Origin of the sequence: Spirillospora sp. NPDC049652, from assembly GCF_040675125.1 — a bacterium.
GTDB lineage: Bacteria > Actinomycetota > Actinomycetes > Streptosporangiales > Streptosporangiaceae > Spirillospora.
In genome coordinates, this window is record NZ_JBFAOF010000900.1 from 1 (window position 1) to 2944 (window position 2944).

Annotated in this window: 4 protein-coding genes and 1 pseudogene; 2 read left to right on the forward strand and 3 right to left on the reverse strand. The window is 70.0% G+C overall.

Going from position 1 to position 2944, the window contains the following annotated elements; all coding sequences use genetic code 11:
- Positions 1–131, forward strand: a pseudogene (locus AB0J52_RS34575) (FAD-dependent oxidoreductase); the annotation flags it as partial.
- A gap of 119 nt (positions 132–250) precedes the next feature.
- On the opposite strand, the gene AB0J52_RS34580 reads toward AB0J52_RS34575, so the two are convergent.
- From AB0J52_RS34580 to AB0J52_RS34590, 3 genes are all read right to left on the reverse strand, one after another.
- A complete protein-coding gene (locus tag AB0J52_RS34580; RefSeq protein WP_500187106.1) occupies positions 251–1297 on the reverse strand; it encodes an LLM class F420-dependent oxidoreductase in 1047 nt (348 codons plus the stop codon).
- Between the two features lie 66 nt (positions 1298–1363).
- Positions 1364–2032: an enoyl-CoA hydratase-related protein gene (locus AB0J52_RS34585; protein WP_500187107.1), complete on the reverse strand. Its 669-nt coding sequence runs from the start codon at positions 2030–2032 to the stop codon at positions 1364–1366.
- A 35-nt stretch (positions 2033–2067) separates the two neighbouring features.
- The gene (locus AB0J52_RS34590) at positions 2068–2508 is read right to left on the reverse strand and encodes a PaaI family thioesterase (protein ID WP_500187108.1); all 441 of its coding nucleotides are present in this window, start codon (positions 2506–2508) and stop codon (positions 2068–2070) included.
- 119 nt (positions 2509–2627) lie between these two features.
- On the opposite strand from AB0J52_RS34590, the gene AB0J52_RS34595 reads away from it, so the two are divergent.
- Positions 2628–2944 (forward strand): TetR/AcrR family transcriptional regulator (locus AB0J52_RS34595; protein WP_500187110.1); only part of this gene is annotated, 317 nt, incomplete at its 3' end.

A 2944-nucleotide genomic window follows, 5' to 3' on the forward strand; every position in this document is an offset into this window, starting at 1 on the left:
CGCCGGGCGTCCTCACCGAGTTCGGCCCGGCGCTGCGCACGCCGTGCGGGCCGATCCACTGGGCGGGCACGGAGACGTCCACCTTCTGGACGGGCTACATGGACGGCGCCGTCCGCTCCGGAGAGCGCGTCGCCAAGGAGGTCGACGCGGCGCTCTGCCCCTCCGACCCGGTGGGTGAACGCCCATTAACCCTCAGTGAGTGCCCACTCACCTCAGACGAGCGGGCACTCACCCGGGGGTCGGGAGTGGGTCAGACCTCGTCGGCCATCTTCTTGATCTTCTCGATCAGGGCGATGCGGCCCTTGTGGTCGCCCGCGATCGGCGCGACGTTGAGCGTGGTGACGCCGGACTCCTTCATGGCCGCCAGGCGCTCGCGGACGTGGCCTTCGGAGCCGATGAGGGACATCTTCTCGAGGAGCTCGTAGGGGACCTTCGCCGCGGCCTCGTCCTTCTTGCCCGCGAGGTAGAGGTCCTGGATCTCCTCGGCCTCCTTCTCCCAGCCGTAGCGGCGGCAGAGGTTGTTGTAGAAGTTCTTGCCCTTGGCGCCCATGCCGCCGATGTAGAGCGCGGCCATCGGGCGGCCGAACTCCAGGAAGTCCTGGACGTCGTCGCCGATCGCCAGGTGCGCCTGGCCGACGACGTCCAGCTCGCCCAGGGACGGGTCGCGCTTGGCCTTGCCCGCCGCCAGCGCCTCGCCCCAGACGTCCTTGGCCTTCTCCGGGAGGTAGAAGATCGGCTCCCAGCCGTTGGCGATCTCGGCCGTCATCTCGACGTTCTTCGGGCCGATCGCGGCGATGAGGACGGGGATGTCCGGGCGGACCGGGTGGTTGATGATCTTCAGCGGCTTGCCGAGGCCGGTGCCCTGCCCCTCGGGCAGCGGAATGCTGTAGTGCTTGCCCTCGTGCTGCAGGCGCTCGCGCCGCCAGACCTTGCGGCAGATCTCGACGATCTCGCGGGTCCGGCCGAGCGGCGCGGTGTACGGGACGCCGTGGAAGCCCTCGATGACCTGCGGCCCGGACGCGCCGATGCCGAGGGTGAACCGGCCCTCGGAGACGTAGTCCAGCCCGGCGGCGGTCATCGCCATCAGGGTGGGCGTCCGGGAGTAGATCTGGAGGATGCCGGACGCGATCTCCAGCCGCTCGGTCTTCGCCGCGATGTAGCCGAGCTGGCTCACCGCGTCGAAGCTGTAGGCCTCGGCGACGTAGACGATGTCGAGGCCGGCCTTCTCATAGTCGGCCAGCTCGGCGACGGTCTCCTTGAAGCCGCCCGAGTAGTTCAGGGCCATCCCGATGCGCATGCCCGGCATCCTTCCCACAGGTGAACCGAATCAGGTTCTGATGGACGTAACGTAGCGGCCGGCGGCCTACTCCGGCAGGGCGGGGCCGCGCAGCGCGGCGATCGTCCCCTTGTACATCCCCACCCGGATCGCCTTGACGGTCCCGCCGTTCTTGGCGGCCAGGGACGCGGCCAGCTCGATCGCGGCGGGCAGCACCCCGGCCTCGTCCGCCGTCCGCTGGACGATCCCGGCCTCGCGGGCCTCCTCGGCGGTGTAGCGGCGGCCGGTCAGCATCGCCTCGTGCGCGACGGGCGCGGTGAGGCGGCTCTGGATCAGGGCGCTCATGCCGGGCGTGAAGCTCATGCCGAGGTCGACCTCGGGCAGGCAGAAGTAGCCGCGGTCGGTGCGCATCACCGCGAAGTCCTGGGCGAGCGCGAGCATCCCGCCGCCCGCGAAGGCGTGCCCGTTGACCGCAGCGACGGTCGGCGCGGGGAGTTCGAGGAAGCGCGCGTACAGCCCGTTCACCGACTCCAGGTAGGGGACGAACTCCTCCTGGTGCGCGCCGAGCCAGTCCAGGTCGAGGCCGTTGGAGTAGAACTTCCCGGATCCGGTGGTGACCAGCGCCTTCGGCCCCTCGGCCTGCTCGACCTCGGTCAGCGCGCGGTCCATGGCGGCGAGGAAGTCGGGGTGGAAGCGGTTCTCGCCCGCCTCCATCCGCAGGACGAAGACGTCGCCCTCGCGCTTGAGCTCAATCACGGTGATCTCCCGTCCGATGGGTGCTGGTCCGAACCTTACTGGTCGGTAACAGCCGGGAAGACCATGCAGGTGGTCGTTCCGTGCGCCACCAGCCTGCCGTCCGCGTCCGTGATCCGCCCCTCGGCCGTGGCGACCCGCCGTCCGACGTGCACGGTGGTGCCCTCGCAGGTCAGCCGCCCGCCGTCGGTGCGGACCGCGCGGACGAAGTTGACCTTGAGTTCGAGCGTCGTGTAGCCCGCGCCCTCGGGCAGCGTGGTGTGCACGGCGCAGCTCATCGCCGAGTCGAGCAGCGTGGACAGGACGCCGCCGTGCACCGTGCCGAGGGGATTGCCGAACTTGGCGTCGGGCGTCAGCGCGAACACCGCGCGGCCCGGCTCCAGGGTCTCCGCGGTCATGCCGAGCAGCGCCCCGACGCCGATCCCCGCGGCCGCGCCCATGTCGATCGCCTGCTTCAGCTGTTCCAGACCCGCGGTCAACGTCCACCCCTCCCGAAGCTGCCGGTCCGCCGGTTATGACGACCGTCATGTCACAGCGTGACTATGACGATCGTCATGGTCAACCCGCAAAGCTTATGATGAATGTCATAATCGCAGGTATGGGTACCGACAGCCGTGAACGCATGGTGCGCAGCGCCGCCTACCTCTTCCGCGAGCGCGGCTACTCCGGGACGGGCTTCCGCGACGTCATCGCGCACAGCGGCGCCCCGCGCGGCTCGATCTACCACCACTTCCCGGGCGGCAAGGTGCAGCTCGCCGAGGAGGCCGTCCAGTACGCGGGCGAGTTCCTCAACGCGGGCATCCAGGCCGCCGTCGAGAGCGGCGACGCGGCCTCGGCCGTGGACGCCTTCGTCGGCTGGTGGCGCGGCGTCCTGGTCAAGAGCGGGTTCCGCGCCGGCTGCCCGGTGGTCGCGGT

Bases quoted from the DNA above. Each gene is read 5' to 3' on its own strand.
- AB0J52_RS34580 (WP_500187106.1), bottom strand. From the start codon at position 1,297: ATGCGCATCGGGATGGCCCTGAACTACTCGGGCGGCTTCAAGGAGACC.